Here is a 20886-nt window from a genome sequence, read left to right as displayed (position 1 = left end):
ATGCTGTTAAAATCACGTTGTTACACAGATTACTTACTATATAACTCGACGATAAGCATTTCATTTACAGGAACATCAATTTGTTCTCTTGTAGGAATTTCCTTTACAGTACCAGATAAATTTGCATGATCAGCATCTAACCATGCTGGTACTACTTTGCTGTCTGTCATTTCAAGGATATCTTTATATCTTTGAGCTGATTTGTGCTTTTCTTTTATCTCAATAACATCTCCAACTTTTACTGTGTAAGATGGAATGTTAACTTGTTTACCATTTACTAATACATGCTTATGATCTACAATTTGTCTTGCTTCTCTTCTAGTTCTTGCATAACCTAATCTGTACATTACGTTATCTAATCTTAACTCAAGAAGAATCATTAAGTTTTCACCAGTTGTACCAAATTTCATTTTCTGAGCTCTTGCAAAGTTATTTCTAAAAGGTTTCTCTAATACTCCATAAATAAATTTTGCCTTTTGTTTTTCTTTTAACTGAAGACCATACTCACTTTGTTTTTTTCCTGTTCTGGCATTTCTGTTGGATTTCTTTGAAATTCCCATAAAAACTGGGTCAAGACCAAGAGATCTACATCTTTTAAGAACTGGACTTCTATCAATTGCCATCGAATTTACCTCCTAATTTATATTCACAATATCGAACTGCGCAGCGACTTCGATGTTACGCTGCCGTCAGACTTCCTTGATTTTTATATCTGTACAAATCATATTGCTTTACAATAAATTCGTATCTATTCTTGCTACACCAGTATTATACACGTCTGCGCTTTGGTGGTCTACAGCCATTGTGAGGAACTGGAGTTACGTCGCGGATGCTTGTAACCTCAATACCACATGCCTGAAGTGCACGGATAGCTGCTTCTCTTCCTGAACCTGGTCCTTTTACCATAACCTCAACGGATTTTAAACCGTGTGGAATTGCTGCCTTTGCTGCTGTTTCAGCTGCCATCTGAGCTGCGTATGGGGTAGACTTTCTAGAACCTCTGAAACCTAATCCACCTGCACTTGCCCAAGATAAAGCATTACCTTCTGAATCTGTCAGCGTAACGATTGTATTATTAAAAGATGACTGAATATGTGCTTGTCCGCGATCGACGTTTTTCTTAACACGTTTTTTAGTCACTTTTTTTGCTACTTTTTTAGCCATTGACAAACCCTCCTATTGGATTTTATTTATTTTATTTGTCTGAATTTTTCATCATTTAAACTTCATCAATTGCACAGTAATACACTGCGCATTATTTCACTAACTAAGAATTATTTCTTCTTATTAGCAACAGTACGCTTAGGACCTTTTCTGGTTCTTGCATTTGTCTTTGTTTTCTGACCACGAACAGGAAGTCCTTTTCTATGACGGATTCCTCTATAGCATCCGATTTCCTGAAGTCTCTTAATATTAAGCGCAATTTCTCTTCTTAAATCACCTTCAACAGTATAAGAAGCATCAATTACGTCACGAATTTTCGCAACTTCCTCGTCAGTCAAATCCTTCACACGAGTGTCAGGACTAACGTTTGCTTCTGCTAATATACGGTTGGAACTCACTCTACCGATACCATATACATACGTAAGACCGATTTCTACACGTTTTTCTCTTGGTAAATCTACACCATTAATACGAGCCATGTACGTTAACCTCCATTAATAATTAAGTTGTTTTGATTGATTATAAATGTAATGACAACATATCCGAGCGTGCCATTACATCAGCCGCTTTAAACCATGAAAGAATATCGCATTTTCCTGCGTATTCCTCTAAAATCTTTTCATGACGGTGAAAATATTTTAGTCAGCTAATCAGGCTGTTCACAGTATCACATCCGAGTATTCTGATGGAATACTCTTCGTATGCAAATCATACGTGCCCTAAGGCATTGTAACACAAAAAGCAAGACTATCTATATATTGAATGTATCTACGAATCATCCAATCATAAACAATGATTTGTCTTAGCCTTGTCTTTGTTTGTGTCTAGGATTTTCGCAGATTACTCTAACGCTTCCTTTTCTTTTAATGATTTTGCATTTTTCACAAATTGGTTTTACAGATGACCTTACTTTCATCGTAATTCTCTCCTTTCGCAAAAGTCCACTTGCTATTTTAGCATAACGTAAAAATAAATGCAAGAAGAAATTTACATCCTAGCAATTTTTTTCTCTACTTATTTATCTCTCCAAATAATTCTGCCTTTTGTTAAATCATATGGAGATAATTCTAATGTAACTTTATCTCCTGGCAGGATACGAATAAAGTTCATTCTTAACTTTCCACTAATATGAGCTAATACTCTGTGACCATTTTCAAGTTCTACCTGAAACATTGCATTTGGTAACTTTTCAATTACAGTTCCCTCGATTTCAACAACATCAGATTTTGACATCTCTTAACTACCTCCTAAAACATACATACTATTTCATTCACAACCAGCATCAAACTTCTTAATCAGCTTGCGCACATATGAATCATTAAGCTCCTCATTCTGCTTCCCATTTATATTTTCATCTACATAATTTGTAATCTGTATGTGCTGCACTTTTTTCTTTTTGGGCTTACTCAGAGTTTTTTGCTTACCATTAACTAAATAAACATATTCATTTACTACTTCAATTATTACAAATAATTCATTTTTGTCATGTCCAGCTTTTGACCGTACAAGCATGCCTCTCTTTAAGTCTGCCATCCTATTACCTCGTTATAGATAAAATTTCTGGTTCACCATGAGTAATCAGAATTGTATTTTCATAATGAGCGGATAACGAACTGTCCTTTGTAACAACTGTCCAGTCGTCCTCTAGCCACCAGACATCGTATTCGCCAGCATTAACCATCGGCTCAATTGCTAGTGTCATACCTGCCTGAAGCTTCATTCCACGTCCCTTTGGCTTAAAATTTGGTATTTGTGGCTCTTCATGAAGATTTGTTCCAATTCCATGCCCTACCAGATCTCTTACCACGGAACATCCATTTGCTTCTACATAATCCTGAATTGCTTTTGAGATATCATGTAAATGATTCCCTTCTTTGGCATATTTAATACCTTGAAAAAAGCTTTCTTTTGTAACATCCATTAAATGCTTTGCTTCTTGGCTGATTTCACCTACACCATGCGTTCTTGCTGCATCTGAATGATACCCTTTGTAAATAACACCTGCATCCAGACTTACGATGTCCCCTTCCTGAATAATTCTATCAGCAACAGGAATGCCATGTACCACTTCATCGTTCACTGACACACAAATTGATGCTGGATATCCATTATAATTAAGGAAAGAAGGTATACAGTCATAACTGCGAATAATTTCTTCGCCCTTCTTGTCAATATCTAATGTAGAAATACCAGGTCTTAAAAATTTTTCCAACTCATCATGCACAATAGCCAGAATTTTCCCAGCCTCTCTCATCAGTTCTATTTCTTTTTCAGTTTTAATTGTCACTGACATACTTTACTCACCTAAAACCTTTACAATTGCTTCAAACACTTCTGACATATCCTTGGTTCCATCTACTTCTACTAAAATACCTTTTACTGTATAATAGTCAATAAGTGGCTGTGTCTGTTCATGGTATACTGTAAGACGCTTCTGAACTGTTTCTGGTTTGTCATCCTCTCTTAATACAAGAGTCCCTCCACATGCATCACAGATTCCCTCCACTTTTGTAGGAATATGCACAATATGATAAGTACCGCCGCAATTTAAGCATGCCCGGCGTCCAGCCATTCTATTTACAATGTTTTCATCTGGCACTTCTACATTAATTGCAAAATCTACTTTTTCACCTATTGCTGCTAATGCCTTATCTAATGCCTCTGCTTGTGGAATGGTACGTGGAAAACCATCTAAAACATATCCATTTTTCGCATCATCTTGAGCTACTCTGTCTACCACTAAATCTACTACTAATTCATCTGGCACCAATAACCCCTGGTCCATAAACGTCTTTGCTTTTATGCCTAATTCTGTTCCGTTTTTAATATTTGCTCTAAAAATATCACCTGTAGATATATGTGGAATATTATACTTATCAGCTATTTTTTTTGCCTGTGTCCCTTTTCCAGCACCAGGTGCGCCTAACATTATTATTTTCATAAAATATTTACCTCCGATTTCAAATCTTACATAACTTACTTTACAAAAACTTTTAGCTGTAGTTTTCACTACAGCTAAAACATAAAGCTTATCTTATTAGTCATTCAAGAAGCCTTTGTAGTGACGTACAAGCATTTGAGATTCGATTTGTTTCATTGTTTCAAGTACAACACCAACAATAATGATTAATGATGTTCCACTGAAAGATACATCTGCGCCAAATACTCCCTGACAGAAAATAGGTACTACTGCAACAATTGTTAAGCCTACAGCACCAATGAAAATGATATAGTTTAACACTTTTGTTAAATAATCAGTAGTTGGCTTTCCAGGACGAATACCAGGAATAAACCCACCTTGTTTCTTCATATTATTAGACACTTCAATTGGATTAAAAGTAATGGAAGTATAAAAATATGCAAAGAATATTACTAATATAATATAAACTACTAATCCTAATGAATACTTAAATTCACCAAAATTTTTGAAGTTTAACCACGCATTTTGACTACAAATCTTTAATAACTTCTGAATAAGAGTTGCTCCTGCTCCAGATGCAGGATCCACTGAGGCAAATTTTGCTATAATAATTGGAGTTGACAACAAGGAACCCGCAAAAATTACTGGAATAACACCAGCAGTATTAACTTTTAATGGAATATTAGTAGACTGTCCGCCTACCATTTTTCTACCTTGCACTTTTTTTGCATACTGAACAGGTATTCTTCTTTCACCACCTGATAATACAACAATAAATGCAACCATTGCCACGATAACACCGATAATAACCACTCCAGAAATTACTGCATTTGCAACTGTAGCATTCTTGATAAACTGATTGTATAAAGTTATCATATCTTGAGGAATTCTTGATATGATATTAATTAATAAGATAATGGAAATACCATTTCCAACTCCCTTTTCTGTAATTTGCTCACCTAACCACATTAAAAATGCTGAACCAGCAGTCATGGCTACAACTACAACAAGGACATTTGTAAAAGTGATTCCACCTTCTAAGTAACCTTGGTTACCAAAACCGATTACCATTGCTAAACTCTCTACAATTGATAAACCAATTGTCAAATAACGAGTAAACTCGGCTATTTTCTTTCTTCCGTCTTCTCCATCTTTTTGCATTTCTTCCAGCTTAGGAATCGCTATTGTTAACAATTGCATAATGATGGAAGAAGTAATGTATGGCGTAATATTCAATGCAAAAATTGACATGGTGGTAAAAGAACCACCAGTCATTGCATCAAAAAAGCCCATTGCTGTTCCACTAGTACCGAATTGTTGCGCAAAGAAACTAGCTACATAATCCCTGTCCACACCAGGTACAGGAAGCTGGCAGCCAATTCTCACGATAACTAAAGCTACAAAAGTATAAATTAACTTATTTCTGATATCTTTAACCTTTAGAGCGTTTCGGACCGTCTTAAACATCCCCTAAATCACCTCAGCTTTTCCACCAAGTGCTTGAATTTTTTCTACTGCAGATGCACTAAAAGCATTTACTTTTACATCAAGCTTCTTAGTTAATTCCCCATTTCCCAGAATCTTAACTCCATCCTTTGGATTTTTGATAATGCCGATTTCCATTAAGCTTTTCACCGTAACTTCAGCACCATCTTCAAATCTATTTAATACATCAACGTTAATTCCAATAATTTCTTTTGTGTTTCTATTTGTGAAGCCTCTCTTAGGAAGTCTTCTATATAAAGGCATCTGTCCACCTTCAAAACCTGGTCTAGGAGCTCCTGAACGTGCCTTTTGACCTTTGTGGCCTTTACCGGCAGTTTTACCATTTCCTGAACCGTGTCCACGACCTCTTCTGAAATTATTGCTTTGTTTAGAACCTTCAGCAGGTCTTAATTCTGATAAATTCATCGTGTGCACCTCCTTACAAAGTTTATTATTAAATTTCTTCCACTTTTACTAAGTGCTTAACATGCCATAACATACCTCTGACAGCATCGTTATCTGGTAATTCAACTGTTTTGTTAAGTTTTTTAAGCCCTAAAGCTGCAACTGTTGCTTTGTGCTTAGGTATTGCACCGATAGTGGATTTTACTAATGTTACTTTTAAACTATTTGCCATTTTTATTTCCTCCTAACCCAAGAGCTCTTCTACAGAGAGTCCGCGAAGCTTAGCTACTTCTTCTGGAGTTTTTAATTGATTTAAGCCTTCAATTGTTGCTAATACAACGTTTTGTTTATTATTTGATCCTAATGACTTAGTACGGATGTTTTTAAATCCAGCTAATTCCAATACGGAACGTGCAGGACCACCCGCGATAATACCAGTACCTTCAGGGGAACGCTTTAATAATACACTTGCGCTTCCGAATTTACCAACATAATCATGAGGAACACTGCCATTTTCGTCAATTGGTAAGGAAATTAAACTCTTAATTGCATCTTCTTTCCCTTTACGAATTGCTTCTGGAATTTCAGACGCCTTACCTAAACCTGCACCAACGTGTCCGTTCTTGTCTCCGACTACTACTAAGGCTGTAAATCTAAAATTACGTCCACCTTTTACTACTTTCGTAACACGTTTGATTGATACTACTTTATCTTCTAACTCTAATTGGCTAGCATCAACGATTGTACGTTTCATTTATTCTCCTCCTTGCCTAGAATTGTAGACCAGCTTCTCTAGCTGCATCTGCTAATGCTTTGATTTTACCTTGATATATAAAGCCGCCTCTGTCAAATACAACAGTGTTAATACCCTTTTCTAATGCCTTTTTAGCAATAACAGTACCTAAATATGCTGCAGCTGCTACGTCGTTCGTTTTTTCAATTTCAGCCTTAACTTCTTTTTGAAGAGTAGACGCAGAAACTAATGTATTTCCAGCTGTATCATCAATAATCTGTACATACATATGGCTATTACTTCTAAATACAGCTAGACGAGGTCTTTCAGCAGTTCCGGCAAAACGATTACGAATTCTTCTATGCTTATTTTCACGAATTTCACTTCTTGATTCTTTACTAACCATCCTGATTCACTCCTTTATCTATTTCTTACCAGTCTTACCTACTTTACGTCTGATTACTTCATCAGCATATTTGATACCTTTACCCTTATAAGGTTCTGGAGCTCTCTTTTCTCTGATTTCAGCAGCGTATTGACCAACTTTTTCTTTATCTATACCTTTAACAATAATCTTATTTTGTCCTTCAACGACAACTTCAAGACCTTCTGGATCTTCCATGTTTACAGGATGTGAATATCCCAAAGAAAGATTTAAAACATTTCCTTGTTTTGCAGCTCTGTAACCAACACCGTTGATTTCAAGAACTTTCTGATACCCAGTTGTTACACCAACAATCATATTATTAAGCAATGTTCTGGTTAAACCATGCAATGATTTCATTTTCTTCAAATCATTAGGTCTGGAAACAGTGATTTCATCACCTTCCCTAGTAATAATCATTTCTGAAGGTAATACTCTTTCAAGTGTTCCCTTAGGACCTTTTACAGTCACTTTATTATTTTCTGCAATATCAACAGTAACATCTGCTGGTACCGCGATAGGCATTCTTCCTATACGTGACATGCCCGCACCTCCGTAATTTTATTTTCTATAATTTATTGCTTGGTACTACCAAATAAATGCTAGTACTTCTCCACCAACATTAAGCTTTCTAGCCTCTTTATCAGTTACAACACCTTTATTGGTTGAAATAATTGCTACTCCAAGTCCACCAAGAACCTTTGGCAGTTCTTCGCTGTTTGCGTATACACGAAGACCTGGTTTAGAAATTCTCTTAAGTCCGGAAATAACTTTAACGTTTTTATCCTGACCATATTTTAATGTAATATGAATCGTCTTGAAACCACCGATTTCTTCTAAATCGTATTTTTTGATATAACCTTCTTTATATAAAATGTCTGCAATTGCTATCTTCATTTTTGAAGCAGGTACATCTACTGTATCATGTTTTGCAGTATTTGCATTACGAATTCTTGTAAGCATATCTGCGATTGGATCACTCATTGTCATTTAAGTTTGCCTCCTTCCTTTTATCTTACCAACTTGCTTTTTTAACACCTGGAATTTGTCCTTTATATGCTAATTCACGGAAACAGATTCTACAGATTCCGTATTTTCTCAAATAAGCATGTGGACGTCCACAGATTCTACAACGGCTGTATTCTCTAGTAGAGAACTTAGCTGGGCGTTGTTGTTTTACTTTCATTGAAGTTTTAGCCATGATACATCCTCCTTATTATTTTTTAAATGGCACACCAAATTGAGTTAATAGTTCACGTGCTTCTTCATCTGTATTTGCAGTTGTTACAAATATTACATCCATACCTCTTACTTTGTCTACTTTATCGTATTCGATTTCAGGGAAAATTAATTGCTCTTTAATACCAAGTGCATAATTTCCTCTTCCGTCAAATGCGTTAGGGTTAACACCTCTAAAGTCACGTACTCGAGGTAAAGCTAAGTTGATAAGACGATCAGCAAATTCATACATCTTTTCGCCTCTAAGTGTAACCTTACATCCAATTGCCATACCTTCTCTGATTTTAAAGTTAGCTACAGATTTTTTTGCTCTTGTTAAAACAACTTTTTGACCCGCAATAATTTCTAAGTCTTTCACAGCTGATTCTAAAACTTTAGCATTATCTTTTGCTTCGCCAACGCCCATATTTATTACAATTTTATCAAGCTTTGGTACCTGCATTACGTTCTTATAACCAAACTTCTTTGTCATATTATCAACAATTTCACTCAAATAAGTTTCTTTTAATCTACTCAACGTACAAAACCTCCTCTCTCCAATTAGTCAATTACCTTGCCAGTTGATTTAGCAAAACGAACTTTTTTGCCATCTTCTATTTTAAATCCGATTCTAGTTGCTTTTCCCTGATGAACATACATAACATTAGACATATCAATCGCTGCTTCCTGATGAATAATTCCGCCCTTTGGATTTACCTGACTAGGTTTTGCATGCTTTGTAATCGTGTTAACGCCTTCTACTAAGACCTTACCATCTTTTACAGAGATAACTTTTCCTTCTTTACCTTTATCTTTACCTTTATCTTTACCAGCAATCACTTTTACAGTGTCGCCCTTTTTGATCTTCACAGTTGCCATTCTCGACACCTCCTTATAATACTTCTGGTGCTAATGAAACAATTTTCATAAATTGCTTTTCTCTTAACTCTCTTGCAACAGGTCCAAAAATACGAGTTCCTTTTGGATTTTTATCTTCTTTGATGATAACAGCAGCATTTTCATCAAATCTAATATATGAACCATCTTTACGACGGGTTTCCTTTACTGTACGAACTACAACAGCTTTTACTACATCACCTTTTTTTACAACACCACCTGGTGTTGCATCTTTGACCGTAGCAACGATAATATCACCTATAGCCGCATATCTTCTAGTTGAGCCGCCTAATACTCTGATACAAAGTAATTCCTTAGCACCTGTATTATCCGCAACTCTAAGTCTTGATTCTTGTTGGATCATGCTAATACTCCTTTCAGCACTATTTTGCTCTTTCAATAATTTCAACAAGTCTCCATCTCTTATCTTTTGATAATGGTCTTGTTTCCATAACTTTTACTCTATCACCAATGTTGCAATCGTTATTTTCATCATGTGCTTTTAATTTATAAGTTCTCTTTACGATTTTGTTGTAAAGTGGGTGTTTTACGTTATCAACTACTGCAACAACAATTGTTTTGTCCATTTTATCACTAACGACTTTACCTGTACGAGTCTTTCTAAGGTTTCTATCCACAACAATTCTCCTTTCTATACAATCTGCACCATACCATTAAACTGCTCTCTATTAGTTAGCAGCCTTTGCAGAAATAACTGTTTGAATTCTGGCAATATTTCTTCTTACTTCTTTAATTCTGCTGGTATTATCTAATTGATTTGTTGCGTTCTGGAATCTTAAATTAAAAAGTTCCTTTTTAGCAGCTACTAAATCTTGACTTAACTCAGCTTGAGTTTTAGCTGTCAACTCTTTATAAAAATCCTTATTCTTCACTGCCCGCACCTCCTTCTAAGTCTGCACGAGAAACTACCTTACACTTTATTGGTAATTTATGAGTTGCTAAACGCAACGCTTCTCTTGCTGTTTCCTCTGCGACACCAGAAATTTCGAACATAATACGTCCTGGTTTTACTACTGCAACCCAGTATTCTAAAGAACCTTTACCGGAACCCATTCGAGTTTCAGCTGGTTTGTTTGTTACTGGCTTATCTGGAAATATTTTAATCCAAACCTTACCACCACGTTTGATATAACGAGTCATCGCAATACGGGCTGCTTCAATTTGATTTGATTTAATCCAACCTGGCTCTAAAGCCACAATACCATATTCGCCGTAAGAAATTTGATTTCCTCTAGTTGCTTTTCCCTTCATGGAGCCACGAAACTGTTTACGACGTTTAACTCTCTTAGGCATTAACATTATTTATCGCTCCCTTCCTTTTTTGCTGCTTTTGTTGGAAGTACTTCACCGTGGTAAATCCAAACCTTAACGCCAAGCTTACCGTAAGTTGTATCTGCTTCTGCAAATCCATAATCAATATCTGCACGCAATGTTTGTAGTGGAATAGTTCCTTCGCTGTAAAATTCAGTACGAGCCATATCTGCACCGCCAAGACGGCCTGAAACTGCTGTCTTAATGCCCTTTGCGCCAGATTTCATTGCTCTGCCCATGCAAGATTTCATAGCTCTTCTGAAAGAGATACGATTTTCCAATTGTTGAGCAATATTTTCAGCAACTAATTGTGCATTATTATCTGGTCTCTTAATTTCTTTAATATCAACTAAAACTTTTTTGGTTGTATATTTAGCTAATTCAGTTTTTAATTTCTCAATCTCTGCTCCGCCTTTACCAATTACTACACCAGGCTTAGCTGTATGAACAATTACTTTCACTCTGTCAGCTGGTCTCTCGATTTCAATTTTAGCAATTCCTGAACTGAATAATTTCTTTTTTAAGAATTTTCTAATATTATAATCTTCAACTAAGTTGTCAGCAAAATCAGCTTCAGCATACCATTTAGAGTCCCATTCTTTTATAACACCGACTCTCAAGCCGTGAGGATTAACTTTTTGTCCCATGTTTGCCTCCTTATCTTTCATCAAGCACAACTGTGATATGGCTTACTCTTTTTTCAATACGATAAGCCCTTCCCTGTGCTCTTGGTCTGATTCTTTTCATAGTTGGTCCTTTGTCTGCATAGCAAGCAGCAACATAAAGATTCTGTGGATTCATTCCATTATTATTTTCAGCATTTGCAATTGCAGACTTTAATAATTTTTCTACTAATCTTGAAGCATATCTTGGATTATATGCTAAAATACCAAGTGCTGTTTGTACATCCTTGCCTCTGATTGCGTCTAAAACGAAACAAGCCTTTTGAACCGAAACTCTGGCGTATGATAACTTCGCTGAAGGTCTGGTTTCTTTCTGACTTTCATTTCTCTCTCTTTTTATCTGGGATCTATGTCCTTTTGCCATGGATGTAACCTCCTTTCAATTACTAAAACGTTCTATTCCGATGTTGCTATCTCATAAAGACATCACTCTCATAATGAGTACTATCTTCTTCCTTTTTTCTCGTCCTTACCATGACCTCTGTAAGTTCTGGTTGCTACAAACTCACCTAACTTGTGACCTACCATATCTTCAGTTACATATACAGGTATATGTTTTCTACCATCATGTACTGCAAGTGTATGTCCTACAAAAGTAGGGAAGATTGTAGAACGGCGTGACCAGGTTTTAATCACTGTCTTATCACCGTTTGCATTGGAAGCATCAATTTTTTTCAATAAATGCTCATCAGCAAATGGTCCCTTTTTTAATGAACGTGCCATAGGTTTTGACCTCCTTATACTTCTCGAAATAAACTTCTGCCATTATACTATTGTCTTTTGTAAATACTATAAGGCAAAAGTTCTCTATTATTTAGCTAACGCTTTACCGTCTCTTCTTCTGATGATCATCTTATTAGATGATTTGTGTTTCTTTCTTGTCTTCAAGCCAAGAGCTGGTTTACCCCAAGGTGTACATGGGCCGGTACGACCAATACCAGTTCTTCCTTCACCACCACCATGTGGATGGTCATTAGGGTTCATAACAGAACCACGAACAGTTGGTCTAATACCCATATGACGTTTACGTCCAGCTTTACCAATGTTAATTAACTCATGATCAATATTACCAACCTGACCCATAGTAGCTCGACAAATAATTGGAACCATTCTCATTTCGCCTGAAGGTAATCTCAATGTAGCAAACTTTCCTTCCTTTGCCATCAACTGAGCGCTATTACCTGCTGAACGAACTAACTGTCCGCCTTTTCCAGGATATAACTCAATGTTGTGTACCTGAGAACCTACTGGAATTGCTTGTAATGGAAGGCAGTTTCCAACTTTAATTTCTGCTGTTTCACCATTCATAACAGTCTGACCTACTTGTAAACCGTTTGGTGCAAGAATATATGCCTTTTCTCCATCTGCGTAAGAAATTAATGCGATGTTTGCAGTTCTGTTTGGATCGTATTCGATCGTCTTTACAATAGCTGGAACACCATCTTTTCTTCTTTTAAAATCAATAATTCTATATTTCTTTCTAGCGCCACCACCATGGTGTCTAACTGTAATTTTACCTTGATTATTACGACCAGCATTTTTCTTTATAGAAACAACTAATGATTTTTCTGGCTTATCAGTTGTAATTTCTGCAAAATCAGAACTAGTCATATGTCTTCTGGAAGGTGTATATGGGTTAAACTTTTTGATTCCCATTTTTTGCACTCCTTTCGATGTGATGCAACGCGCTCACGCGTATCATATCCAAAATTTATTCTTATCGGTTATAAATAACCATAATATCAAATATTGCTCTCTGATGAGAGACTTTTATCTACAGATTACAGACCTTCAAAAATTTCAATATCAGCACTGTCCTGACTTAACTGTACAATAGCTTTCTTTCTTTTTGCTGTCTTTCCTTTAGTAGCACCACGTCTGCGGCTTTTACCCTCTAAATTCATTGTGTTAACGCTTACTACCTTAGTACCTGTAAACATTTTTTCCACTGCTTCTTTGATTTGACCCTTTGTTGCTTCTGTATGAACATAAAAAGTATATTTTTTCAAGCTCATTGCTTCCATACTTTTTTCAGTTACAACTGGTTTAAGGATAACATCATAATATTTTAAATCTGCCATTATGCGTACACCTCCTCGATTTTTGCAACAGCTTCTTTTGTAATTACTACAGAATCGTATTTCAAAATATCATAAATACTTAAGCTGTTTGATAATGTTGTAGCAACTGTTGGAATATTTTTAGCTGATCCAATCACTTTTTCGTCTTTCTCAGCAACAACGATTAATGCTTTATTTACTTTTAAATTATTTAAAACTTCAACCATCTTTTTAGTTTTAAATTCATTCATTGTTAATTCATCTACTACGATAAATTTCTTTTCATTTACTTTTTCAGTTAAAACTGATTTAAGAGCAGCAACTTTTTCTTTCTTATTCATTTTGAAAGAATAGTCTCTTGACTTTGGAGCAAATACAACTCCACCGCCAGTCCATTGAGGAGCTCTGATAGAACCTTGTCTTGCATGACCTGTTCCTTTTTGTCTCCATGGCTTTCTACCGCCACCACTTACTTCAGAACGTGTTTTTGCATTTTGTGTACCTTGACGTTTATTAGCTAATTGAAGCACAACTGCCATATGCACCAAATGCTCATTTACTGGTGCAGCAAAGATTTCATCATTTAAGTCCATAGTTCCTACTTCTTTGCCTTCCATATTAAAAACAGATACGTTTGCCATCTGTGTGTTCCTCCTTCCTCAAAGCCTATTACGCTTTTACTGACTCTCTGATTTCTACCATAGATTTCTTAGGTCCAGGCACAGCACCCTTTACTAAGATCAAGTTGTTTTCAATATCTACCTTTACAACCTCAAGATTCTGAGTTGTAACCTGAACAGCTCCCATGTGTCCTGGCATGTGTTTACCTTTAAATACTTTTGAAGGATCAGAACATGCACCATTGGAACCAGCATGTCTATGGAACTTAGAACCATGACCCATAGGTCCTCTTGATTGACCATGTCTTTTAATAGCGCCTTGGAATCCTTTACCTTTTGATGTTGCAGTAGCATCAATTTTGTCACCCTCTTTAAAGATGTCAGCTTTGATTTCCTGACCAGCAACATACTCTTCAGAATTTTCGAATTTAAATTCTTTTACATATCTTTTTACACTTACACCGGCTTTTTTGAAATGTCCTGTTTCAGGTTTGTTCACTAACTTTTCTCTGATTTCGCCAAAACCTACCTGCACTGCACTATAACCATCATTTTCACAAGTCTTTACCTGTGTAACCACACAAGGACCTGCTTGAAGTACAGTAACTGGAATTAAAACTCCTTCATCATTAAATATCTGAGTCATTCCGACTTTAGTTGTTAAAATCGCTCTCTTCATGCTTGCGCACCTCCTACTAATCTACAGCGGATCACATTCCATTGCTTTCCTGTGATCATCCTAGACGGTCTACAACCGAGTACTTGGTATCCTATAAACAATTCCTTTGTTTCTATCGTTGCTTGGACTCTATATATAAACCCTAAGGATTTTCCCTTAATATTTTTACTTCATCTTAATGTCAATGAATACACCAGCTGGCATTTCCAACCTTGATAATGCATCAACAGTCTTTTGTGAAGGTGTAATAATGTCAATCAATCTTTTATGTGTTCTCTGCTCAAACTGTTCTCTGGAATCTTTGTACTTATGAACCGCTCTAAGAATTGTTACTACTTCCTTCTTAGTTGGTAGTGGTACAGGTCCACTCACCTTTGACCCTGTCTTCTTTACAGTTTCAATAATTTTTCCAGCTGACTGATCGATTAATTGATGATCATATGCCTTCAATACAATTCGCATTACTTGACTTGCCATAAAAAAAGTCGCCTCCTTTTCGCACTTTGTGAAAATTCCTTTTCACGCTTTTCAGTACGACAAGCGGTGACTGTACACTCATCCGTGTGTATCACAAATTATCCTTTTTCAAGATCTTTTGTGTTAACACACATCCCATCTGCTCTCTCGATTATACGCAGAATATTATGTTCTTGTACAGTGACTTGTCGCCAGTTTCAAACTAAGCATTCGCTCCACGGAAAACCTTTATTTTAAATAAAGCAACCTCACGCTTCACAGCTATCAATGCCACAGCAATGCTTATTATACATTAGTTTTATATTTTATGCAAGCACTTTTTTATTTTTTTATATCATCGTATTACTGTTCCCATCGTCCAGAAGCTCCACATGGTAAAACCAGACCATTACTGGAAACAGGAAGTCCTATTTCATCGGACTGGACAATACCGCCAAAACGTTTTTTTACTGCTGTATTTAACATATAAGAAAGAACTGCTGGCTGCAAGCCAGTTGTGTAAGAATTCACCAAAAAAAACAATGGATTGTCGGATAGAAGATTTGTACACAATTCAATAAAAGGATAAATGCTCTCTTCCACTTTCCATATTTCCCCTTTTGGTCCTCTTCCATAGGAAGGCGGATCCATTATAATACCGTCATACTTTCTGCCTCGTCTGATTTCTCTTTCCACATATTTAATACAGTCATCTACAATCCAACGGATCGGTGCCTCTTCTAATCCTGAAGCCATAGCATTTTCTTTTGCCCATGTTACCATTCCCTTAGAAGCATCTACATGAGTTACACTGGCACCAGCCTTGGCTGCTGCAATAGTAGCACCACCTGTATAAGCAAACAAATTTAACACCTGAACCTTCCGACCTGCATGTTTGATTTTGTCACTAAACCAGTCCCAGTTCACTGCCTGTTCAGGAAATAACCCAGTGTGTTTAAAACTGAATGGCTTAAGATGAAAGGTCAGTTCTTTGTATTGAATGGTCCATTGCTCTGGTAAATTAAAAAACTCCCATTCACCACCACCCTTACTGCTGCGGTGATAATGTCCGTTTAACTGCTTCCACTGCTTCACTTCTCTAGGTGTATCCCAAATCACCTGGGGATCAGGACGCAATAAAATATACTTGCCCCATCGCTCAAGTTTCTCACCCCTAGACGTATCTATTACCTCATAATCCTTCCAGTCTTTTGCTGTCCACATACTTTTTACCAATCCTTATCTGATACATTTTTTCTTTTTATACTCATGCATTTTATCACAAATGGACTGAAATGTCTAACCAATCCAGTTTACCCTTTCCCGATACTCTCCAAAATAGAAGCCGCATTCTGTTTTCTCCAGTTGTTTATATTCTTCTGAATCTAATAATTCCGGAATGCTTTCCGTCATCTCTTGGGGCAGTTCCGTTAGCAGTTGGAAAATGTATGCTCTGCAAAACTCTGACACCTCATAGTCTAAAACACGCAGCTTTCTTTTTCTTAATAGCGCCGTAAAATATTTTATGTCCTCCTGGATAACAGGACGGTAGTATTTTGGCTCCCAATAGCCTCCCACCTCTGTCCTGTCCTCATAAAAGCTATCATCATAAAAATTAATTTGATACTCATAGGATTCCGTTAAAGCACTATGTCGAAGACAAAAAAAGCAAATTGCATGAATGCTTTTCTTCTGACCTTCCTTCTGAAGCTTTATACAATCCCTCATTATTTGCTTCATACGTTCTACAAACTCCTGACACAGCTTCCTTTTATCCAGTTCATAACTTTTTTGAAGCAGTTCTTTGGAAAAATGTATTCTTTCTCCAATCTCCTCTTGAAACTCCTCAAGAAACTCTTCTGCCCTCATTACTATCCCCCTATCTTATTTCCCCTAAGGCAAAGGCTTTAATAAAATATATTTTTCAGGTCTTCCCATTCTTTGCAAAATCCAAAAAAGCAAATCCAGCTCTATTTCAATTTTTTCGTTCTCATAATATAAAATCAATTCCCGGACACCCTGGTCATAGCAATATAATAAAACCTGTACCACCTGTCTGTAGCTGGAAGCAAAATTCCAATCCTCGGGCATTCCTTTTTGCTTATAATAAGAAAGAGCTTGCTCTTCCTCTGCAAAAAAAACTATTTTATTCTCCTCCTTAAACGGAATGAATTTATTATCTAAAATATCACCACCTAATGTTCCTCCTTGTGGCATTGTATACAGCTTCCGTTCCTCCTTCAGCACGTCCATGAATACCTTAATTATCTTTATCTGGTTTTTCTTCAAAAATTCAGGACGCTCCAGCTTTCTGTAACAAGCATTCACCCCATCCATACTTTGAAAAATACAGCTTTCAGAATTTTCATACCATACCGCCTCTTTTCCCCCATGCAGCGCATATTCCATTAAAATTGCAGCTAGTTCCTGGTGATTAATTTTTGCAATGGGAAATGCCTCTGCCTTACTTCTAGCATCTGTTTCCTTAGAAAAAAGAGAGAACTGCTTCTCCTCCTCTTCAACTATAAATGGAGGAAATTCCCCTTCCACTGGAGAAACTGGATTTAATATGATATACTTGTTTTCTATATCTATTATCTTTTGAATCTGTACTTCATAATCACTCATCCTGACATCCTCCAAATAACAAGCTCCTATACCCGCTCTAAAATTTCTTTTTTCCATGAATCCACAAATTCTTTTGTTGTTAAGTTACATTTCTCTGTCTCATATGATTGATAATCTGGTGGTAAATAGCGGTATACTCTCTGAACAAACAGTTCTACCTCCGTAATTGGTATAAGATAATCATAATAAAATCGGTCTCTTACATCATAGGACTGGTATAATGTTTTCAGTTTTGGATTTGTTGTATTTACATCTATTATCTTAAAATTATCTAATACCCGGTTCAACTGGACTTCTACACCAGCAATAACCGCATCATAAGCTACACCATAATAACCCTCGACTTCATCATACTCTACCTCTGTTACATACAAATCTTTCTGCACTTTATAAAAGCCAATCTGATACTGTTTTGTCCTCAGACGGACTATTCTCTTATCCCTTTCCACATCTGCATCGTATAGTTTTCCTTGATAAATAGCATTGTGACTTGTCATAACTCCTCCTATACTACTACAAATTTTTTATTATTTTTATCATAAGCAGCATAAAGCACTTCATTTCCCTCTGCATCTTTCTTAAAAATTGCGCCATCCCTAACTGGCTGATAAGTTTTATTTCCCCATTCAGGAATTAAAGTATCTTTTCCACCTAGCTGGCCATTTCCAGTCCATGGCGACGTATTTCCTTCTGCTTCATAAGAACCATCTCCTCCAAGCTCTATATTGTATGGAATATCAAAATTATCGTCGGAGTAAGCATCATTTTCTGCGACATATCTCAGCACAAACATCTCATCACCATTCTCCGGATATGGGATCTCTCCCTTAGAAAGATAATCCAGCCTCAGGCTTTCTCTGGCTTCCTCACAACTTTTTGTATCACAAAGTGCATCCTCCGCTTTTGCTACAAATCCTCCAACAGTTGCTGGCTTTGTCAAATCTGCCTCTGTTAGATAATTTAAAGAATCCTTATGTATTACCTTCTGCATTACCGTATTTTCATCTGGCCTTGACTCTAAATCCCTTGTCGTTCTCAAGACTGCAACTTCATCTTTATTATAAGATTCCCCGATTTGCTTTTCATTATAAGAATTATATTCCGGAGTTCTCTGGTTTTTTAGCTTTATAAAGGAAGATCTAGTCCTCATGTCATCCAGTTCTTTCCTGCTGGAAACAGGATTTCCTGCTGCCACTATATTGACTGCTGCATTAATATTCTGCCTGCGCTGTGAATCATCAAAAGAAAGCTTATCTAAAAGAGCATGTACAGAAAACTTCTGGATTGCTTCCTCTTCCCGTTTTTCCTTCTCTGCATTTCCAGCATCTTTTTTCTTCTCTGCCTTCGGTGCCGTTCCTGCGCCAAAAGACATCATAATAGCCACTTTTGAACCTTTAATATCAACCTGCTTATTTAATTCAATACCGTTGCTTTTCTGGCAAAGCAAAATATCTTTATCTGAAAGTGCCTTATATGATGCACTTTCAATTATCAAATTGCCTTTTGCCTGCATCTGAATTGGCTTATCACTTTTTAACTGAAGCATATTATCATCAAAAAGTCCCAGATGAGTTTTCCCTTCATCTTTTGTTTCATTAGAAAATCCCATGCTTTTTTCTTTGAAATAATATCTTTTATCCTTAATTGTAGTCATATAACGTTCCTTAAAGTTCTTCATATCCTTGCTCTTAGAGTCTTCACGCCTGATACAGTTAATTGCAATTGCTTCCCTCTCATCTTGTGCCCCTATGTACAAAGAAACCCTCATATCCTTTTCCGGCATACAATAAAAAATATTACCCGTATCTGGCTGCCAGTTATACTCATAAGCTTTACTTTCACTTTGACTTTTATCAATATCTAAATGTATCTTAACTAGCTCCTCGTTTACACTAAGAACTTTACCTTCTAACGCTCTTCCATGAAGTCTTTCATTATAAAAAGGACTTAATCCATTTAATGTTTCATGTCCTAATTGATAAGAGAACTCTATTTCCGAACCATTGGACTTTGCCCTTTTCTCACAAATCAGCAAACTCTCATTCTTATAGGAAGTTTCATTTCCAATGTTATAATTATGCATTGAAATAGCATCGTAGCTTTCAAAATCTTTTTCCTTTATAGCTGCTTCTTGAAAGCCAGTTTGTAGGTATCTTCCAAAATGTTTTATGTATGTATACTCTGTAGCCCGAAAGGTTGTCATTTTCACATTAATGCTGCCTTCCTTCCGCTCACTAACCTTTCCCTCTTTTACCAGTCCAAACATAATGGTGGCCTTTTCTGCTGTCTCAACAGGTATTATCTGACCATGCAAGTGACTAGCAATTCTTAATAGAAACTCCCAATCCGTTTCATCATACTGGATTAATGGTTTTTCAATCTTTACGGACTGAGCTTTTTTCATACATCCTTTACAAATACAGTCCATTTCTTTCACAAGGGCTTCGTAGGTGAATGAAACATCCTGAAAAGAACGACATTTTTTCTCCAAATCCATTTTAATAGTGGTAGAAATCAATTCTATTTCCGCTTCCATGTAATTATTTTCAGAATTTATTCCACCTTCGATACGGACACTGATTTGATTGACAAAACCTACAAAAAGTACCCCCTTATTTTCTTCAGCCGTACTCTTTATTGTAATTCTCTTATCAAAAAGCCCCCCGTAGACTTCCTCCGCTGTTATTTCGCACAAATATTTTACCACAACTCGTGCTGTTGCATGTTCATTCGGTTTTATGGACATCTGAAAATCATGCACTTCTACTTCCTTAGAAATTCCTTCTATTATAATACATTCGTGTGTTATTGAAGCCATTTTCTCACCTATCTTTCAATATAAACATTATTGACCCGAACTTTTAATACTGATTTTACCACCTCGCGCACACATTAAACAAGAGCTGGTAGTAAGTACTGGTATATTACATGCCGTGACCTTTGAATGAGGCTTCATCCACGGTCCAACTGGAGTTGGAATGCACGGCAAAGGAGGTGAAGAAATTTTACATACCCCGAATGGCATAACATTCATTAGCGGCACCATATCAACCTGTGTTGCAACAATTTTATTTTTGATTGTAAATCCCTTAGTCACTGGAACCATAAGAACAGAAGGAGTAGCGCCTAATGCACATTCCAACCTAGCTCCCATAACAACATATTCTTCTTTACCCATATCC

36 protein-coding genes are annotated in these 20886 nt (G+C 36.5%); all 36 read right to left on the bottom strand.

Annotated features, from left to right (window positions below; all coding sequences use genetic code 11):
* Positions 1–29 precede the first annotated feature (29 nt).
* On the bottom strand, positions 30–623 hold the full coding sequence (gene rpsD / locus BM305_RS03375) for a 30S ribosomal protein S4 (protein ID WP_092559288.1): 594 nt from the start codon (positions 621–623) through the stop codon (positions 30–32).
* A 145-nt stretch (positions 624–768) separates the two neighbouring features.
* A complete protein-coding gene (rpsK, locus tag BM305_RS03370; protein WP_092559287.1) occupies positions 769–1164 on the bottom strand; it encodes a 30S ribosomal protein S11 in 396 nt (131 codons plus the stop codon).
* Between the two features lie 110 nt (positions 1165–1274).
* On the bottom strand, positions 1275–1643 hold the full coding sequence (gene rpsM, locus BM305_RS03365; RefSeq protein ID WP_092559286.1) for a 30S ribosomal protein S13: 369 nt from the start codon (positions 1641–1643) through the stop codon (positions 1275–1277).
* Positions 1644–1966: 323 nt separating this feature from the next.
* Entirely contained in the window at positions 1967–2080 is a 114-nt protein-coding gene (rpmJ, locus tag BM305_RS03360) for a 50S ribosomal protein L36 (RefSeq protein WP_073278632.1), read from the bottom strand.
* Between the two features lie 98 nt (positions 2081–2178).
* Entirely contained in the window at positions 2179–2397 is a 219-nt protein-coding gene (gene infA / locus BM305_RS03355; RefSeq protein WP_092559285.1) for a translation initiation factor IF-1, read from the bottom strand.
* A gap of 33 nt (positions 2398–2430) precedes the next feature.
* Positions 2431–2697 carry a KOW domain-containing RNA-binding protein gene (locus BM305_RS03350; RefSeq protein WP_092559284.1) on the bottom strand — a complete coding sequence of 89 codons (267 nt, stop codon included), beginning with the start codon at positions 2695–2697 and terminating at the stop codon, positions 2431–2433.
* 4 nt (positions 2698–2701) lie between these two features.
* Positions 2702–3457, bottom strand: a complete 756-nt coding sequence (map, locus tag BM305_RS03345; protein WP_092559283.1) for a type I methionyl aminopeptidase — start codon at positions 3455–3457, stop codon at positions 2702–2704.
* Positions 3458–3460: 3 nt separating this feature from the next.
* Positions 3461–4105, bottom strand: a complete 645-nt coding sequence (locus BM305_RS03340; RefSeq protein ID WP_092559282.1) for an adenylate kinase — start codon at positions 4103–4105, stop codon at positions 3461–3463.
* A 96-nt stretch (positions 4106–4201) separates the two neighbouring features.
* Positions 4202–5551, bottom strand: coding sequence for a preprotein translocase subunit SecY (secY, locus tag BM305_RS03335; RefSeq protein ID WP_092559281.1), 1350 nt, complete (start codon positions 5549–5551; stop codon positions 4202–4204).
* 3 nt (positions 5552–5554) lie between these two features.
* Positions 5555–5995: a 50S ribosomal protein L15 gene (rplO, locus tag BM305_RS03330; protein WP_092559280.1), complete on the bottom strand. Its 441-nt coding sequence runs from the start codon at positions 5993–5995 to the stop codon at positions 5555–5557.
* Positions 5996–6023: 28 nt separating this feature from the next.
* On the bottom strand, positions 6024–6206 hold the full coding sequence (gene rpmD, locus BM305_RS03325) for a 50S ribosomal protein L30 (protein WP_092559279.1): 183 nt from the start codon (positions 6204–6206) through the stop codon (positions 6024–6026).
* Between the two features lie 12 nt (positions 6207–6218).
* The gene (gene rpsE, locus BM305_RS03320; RefSeq protein WP_092559278.1) at positions 6219–6728 is read right to left on the bottom strand and encodes a 30S ribosomal protein S5; all 510 of its coding nucleotides are present in this window, start codon (positions 6726–6728) and stop codon (positions 6219–6221) included.
* Between the two features lie 16 nt (positions 6729–6744).
* Positions 6745–7113, bottom strand: a complete 369-nt coding sequence (gene rplR / locus BM305_RS03315; protein WP_092559277.1) for a 50S ribosomal protein L18 — start codon at positions 7111–7113, stop codon at positions 6745–6747.
* 18 nt (positions 7114–7131) lie between these two features.
* The gene (rplF, locus tag BM305_RS03310; RefSeq protein ID WP_092559276.1) at positions 7132–7674 is read right to left on the bottom strand and encodes a 50S ribosomal protein L6; all 543 of its coding nucleotides are present in this window, start codon (positions 7672–7674) and stop codon (positions 7132–7134) included.
* A 45-nt stretch (positions 7675–7719) separates the two neighbouring features.
* Positions 7720–8121 carry a 30S ribosomal protein S8 gene (gene rpsH / locus BM305_RS03305; protein WP_092559275.1) on the bottom strand — a complete coding sequence of 134 codons (402 nt, stop codon included), beginning with the start codon at positions 8119–8121 and terminating at the stop codon, positions 7720–7722.
* Positions 8122–8146: 25 nt separating this feature from the next.
* Positions 8147–8332: a type Z 30S ribosomal protein S14 gene (locus tag BM305_RS03300; RefSeq protein WP_022439391.1), complete on the bottom strand. Its 186-nt coding sequence runs from the start codon at positions 8330–8332 to the stop codon at positions 8147–8149.
* A gap of 15 nt (positions 8333–8347) precedes the next feature.
* Positions 8348–8887 carry a 50S ribosomal protein L5 gene (rplE, locus tag BM305_RS03295; RefSeq protein WP_092559274.1) on the bottom strand — a complete coding sequence of 180 codons (540 nt, stop codon included), beginning with the start codon at positions 8885–8887 and terminating at the stop codon, positions 8348–8350.
* A 23-nt stretch (positions 8888–8910) separates the two neighbouring features.
* Complete coding sequence (gene rplX, locus BM305_RS03290; RefSeq protein WP_092559273.1) at positions 8911–9228, bottom strand: 50S ribosomal protein L24; 318 nt, start codon at positions 9226–9228, stop codon at positions 8911–8913.
* 13 nt (positions 9229–9241) lie between these two features.
* Positions 9242–9610, bottom strand: a complete 369-nt coding sequence (rplN, locus tag BM305_RS03285; protein ID WP_092559272.1) for a 50S ribosomal protein L14 — start codon at positions 9608–9610, stop codon at positions 9242–9244.
* Between the two features lie 19 nt (positions 9611–9629).
* Positions 9630–9884 (bottom strand): 30S ribosomal protein S17, encoded by a 255-nt coding sequence (gene rpsQ, locus BM305_RS03280; protein WP_092559271.1) that lies wholly within the window; start codon positions 9882–9884, stop codon positions 9630–9632.
* A gap of 51 nt (positions 9885–9935) precedes the next feature.
* Positions 9936–10139 (bottom strand): 50S ribosomal protein L29, encoded by a 204-nt coding sequence (gene rpmC / locus BM305_RS03275; RefSeq protein ID WP_092559270.1) that lies wholly within the window; start codon positions 10137–10139, stop codon positions 9936–9938.
* Entirely contained in the window at positions 10129–10566 is a 438-nt protein-coding gene (gene rplP, locus BM305_RS03270) for a 50S ribosomal protein L16 (RefSeq protein ID WP_092559269.1), read from the bottom strand. Before rplP ends, rpmC begins: the two co-directional genes overlap by 11 nt.
* Positions 10566–11225, bottom strand: a complete 660-nt coding sequence (gene rpsC / locus BM305_RS03265; protein ID WP_092559268.1) for a 30S ribosomal protein S3 — start codon at positions 11223–11225, stop codon at positions 10566–10568. Before rpsC ends, rplP begins: the two co-directional genes overlap by 1 nt.
* Positions 11226–11235: 10 nt before the next feature.
* The gene (gene rplV / locus BM305_RS03260; RefSeq protein WP_092559267.1) at positions 11236–11625 is read right to left on the bottom strand and encodes a 50S ribosomal protein L22; all 390 of its coding nucleotides are present in this window, start codon (positions 11623–11625) and stop codon (positions 11236–11238) included.
* 80 nt (positions 11626–11705) lie between these two features.
* A complete protein-coding gene (gene rpsS, locus BM305_RS03255) occupies positions 11706–11984 on the bottom strand; it encodes a 30S ribosomal protein S19 (RefSeq protein ID WP_092559266.1) in 279 nt (92 codons plus the stop codon).
* Between the two features lie 87 nt (positions 11985–12071).
* Positions 12072–12917: a 50S ribosomal protein L2 gene (gene rplB / locus BM305_RS03250; protein WP_092559265.1), complete on the bottom strand. Its 846-nt coding sequence runs from the start codon at positions 12915–12917 to the stop codon at positions 12072–12074.
* 125 nt (positions 12918–13042) lie between these two features.
* Entirely contained in the window at positions 13043–13342 is a 300-nt protein-coding gene (rplW, locus tag BM305_RS03245) for a 50S ribosomal protein L23 (RefSeq protein ID WP_092559264.1), read from the bottom strand.
* Positions 13342–13962 carry a 50S ribosomal protein L4 gene (gene rplD / locus BM305_RS03240; RefSeq protein WP_092559263.1) on the bottom strand — a complete coding sequence of 207 codons (621 nt, stop codon included), beginning with the start codon at positions 13960–13962 and terminating at the stop codon, positions 13342–13344. The genes rplW and rplD overlap by 1 nt, the downstream gene beginning before the upstream one ends.
* 28 nt (positions 13963–13990) lie before the next feature.
* A complete protein-coding gene (rplC, locus tag BM305_RS03235; RefSeq protein ID WP_092559262.1) occupies positions 13991–14620 on the bottom strand; it encodes a 50S ribosomal protein L3 in 630 nt (209 codons plus the stop codon).
* Between the two features lie 165 nt (positions 14621–14785).
* A complete protein-coding gene (gene rpsJ, locus BM305_RS03230; protein ID WP_092559261.1) occupies positions 14786–15097 on the bottom strand; it encodes a 30S ribosomal protein S10 in 312 nt (103 codons plus the stop codon).
* Positions 15098–15439: 342 nt separating this feature from the next.
* On the bottom strand, positions 15440–16300 hold the full coding sequence (locus tag BM305_RS03225; RefSeq protein ID WP_092559260.1) for a class I SAM-dependent methyltransferase: 861 nt from the start codon (positions 16298–16300) through the stop codon (positions 15440–15442).
* 75 nt (positions 16301–16375) lie between these two features.
* Positions 16376–16945, bottom strand: a complete 570-nt coding sequence (locus BM305_RS03220) for a hypothetical protein (RefSeq protein ID WP_092559259.1) — start codon at positions 16943–16945, stop codon at positions 16376–16378.
* Between the two features lie 24 nt (positions 16946–16969).
* A complete protein-coding gene (locus tag BM305_RS03215) occupies positions 16970–17704 on the bottom strand; it encodes a hypothetical protein (protein WP_092559258.1) in 735 nt (244 codons plus the stop codon).
* A 26-nt stretch (positions 17705–17730) separates the two neighbouring features.
* On the bottom strand, positions 17731–18201 hold the full coding sequence (locus BM305_RS03210) for a hypothetical protein (RefSeq protein WP_092559257.1): 471 nt from the start codon (positions 18199–18201) through the stop codon (positions 17731–17733).
* A gap of 8 nt (positions 18202–18209) precedes the next feature.
* Positions 18210–20522: a hypothetical protein gene (locus tag BM305_RS03205; protein WP_092559256.1), complete on the bottom strand. Its 2313-nt coding sequence runs from the start codon at positions 20520–20522 to the stop codon at positions 18210–18212.
* Between the two features lie 27 nt (positions 20523–20549).
* Positions 20550–20882 carry a DUF4280 domain-containing protein gene (locus BM305_RS03200; protein WP_177214523.1) on the bottom strand — a complete coding sequence of 111 codons (333 nt, stop codon included), beginning with the start codon at positions 20880–20882 and terminating at the stop codon, positions 20550–20552.
* Positions 20883–20886: the final 4 nt, after the last annotated feature.

The sequence above is a fragment of the Anaeromicropila populeti genome (genome assembly GCF_900112775.1).
In the GTDB taxonomy this organism is placed as follows: Bacteria; Bacillota; Clostridia; order Lachnospirales; family Lachnospiraceae; genus Anaeromicropila_A; species Anaeromicropila_A populeti.
Note: the sequence above shows the minus strand (reverse complement) of the source record. Positions and strands in the feature narration are given on the sequence as shown.